Origin of the sequence: Candidatus Clostridium radicumherbarum, from assembly GCF_045310525.1 — a bacterium.
In the GTDB taxonomy this organism is placed as follows: domain Bacteria; phylum Bacillota; class Clostridia; order Clostridiales; family Clostridiaceae; genus Clostridium_AT; species Clostridium_AT radicumherbarum.
The window spans coordinates 1-1,160 of sequence record NZ_JBJHZY010000012.1 but is presented as its reverse complement, the minus strand read 5'-3'; the positions used below and the strand labels follow the sequence as shown (position 1 = coordinate 1,160).

The following is a 1,160-nucleotide window of genomic DNA, read 5'->3' as shown; positions in this document are numbered from 1 at the left end:
TACTCTCAGTTACTCTAGGCGGATTTGCCTACCTAGAAACCTAAATACTTAGACACACTAATCCAACAGTGTGCACATCCTATCCTTCTGCGTCACTCCATCTCTAATAACGCCACTTCCGGTATCGGAATATCAACCGATTGTCCATCACCTACGCCTTTCGGCCTCAGCTTAGGTCCCGACTAACCCTGAGCGGACGAGCCTTCCTCAGGAAACCTTAGGTTTTCGACCAATGAGATTCTCACTCATTTCTCGCTACTTATGCCAGCATACTCACTTCTGCATCGTCCACCACTCCTTACGGTATGACTTCAACCAATGCAGAAAGCTCCTCTACCACGTACCTTACGGTACATTCATAGCTTCGGTGGTAAGTTTTAGCCCCGGACATCTTCGGCGCAGGATCTCTCGACTAGTGAGCTATTACGCACTCTTTGAATGAGTGGCTGCTTCTAAGCCAACATCCTAGTTGTCTTAGAAATCCCACATCCTTTTCCACTTAACTTACACTTAGGGACCTTAGCTGATGATCTGGGCTGTTTCCCTTTTGACTACGGATCTTATCACTCGCAGTCTGACTGCCGAGATACAAGTATATGGCATTCGGAGTTTGATAGGGTTCGGTAACCTTAAAGGCCCCTAGCCCATTCAGTGCTCTACCTCCACTACTTAATTACTCGACGCTAGCCCTAAAGCTATTTCGAGGAGAACCAGCTATCTCCGAGTTCGATTGGAATTTCTCCGCTATCCACAGCTCATCCCATGGTTTTTCAACACCAATGTGGTTCGGACCTCCACGGAATTTTACTTCCGCTTCATCCTGTCCATGGATAGGTCACCCGGTTTCGGGTCTACGACATGCAACTATTTGCCCTATTCAGACTCGGTTTCCCTTCGGCTCCGTACCTTAAGTACTTAACCTTGCTGCACATCGTAACTCGCTGGCTCGTTCTACAAAAAGCACGCGGTCAGACTTTAATGTCCTCCCACTGTTTGTAAGCGCACGGTTTCAGGTTCTATTTCACTCCCCTCCCGGGGTTCTTTTCACCTTTCCCTCACGGTACTGCTTCACTATCGGTCACTAGGTAGTATTTAGCCTTGGGAGGTGGTCCTCCCTGCTTCCCACAAGGTTTCACGTGTCTCGTGGTACTCTGGATCAG

At 48.4% G+C, this 1,160-nt stretch carries 1 rRNA gene (running past one end of the window); it reads right to left on the bottom strand.

Features of this window, described 5'->3' with window-relative positions:
• Positions 1 to 1,160: ribosomal RNA gene (locus ACJDUH_RS19650) — 23S ribosomal RNA — on the bottom strand; its annotated part reaches 1,343 nt to the left of the window's first position; the annotation flags it as partial.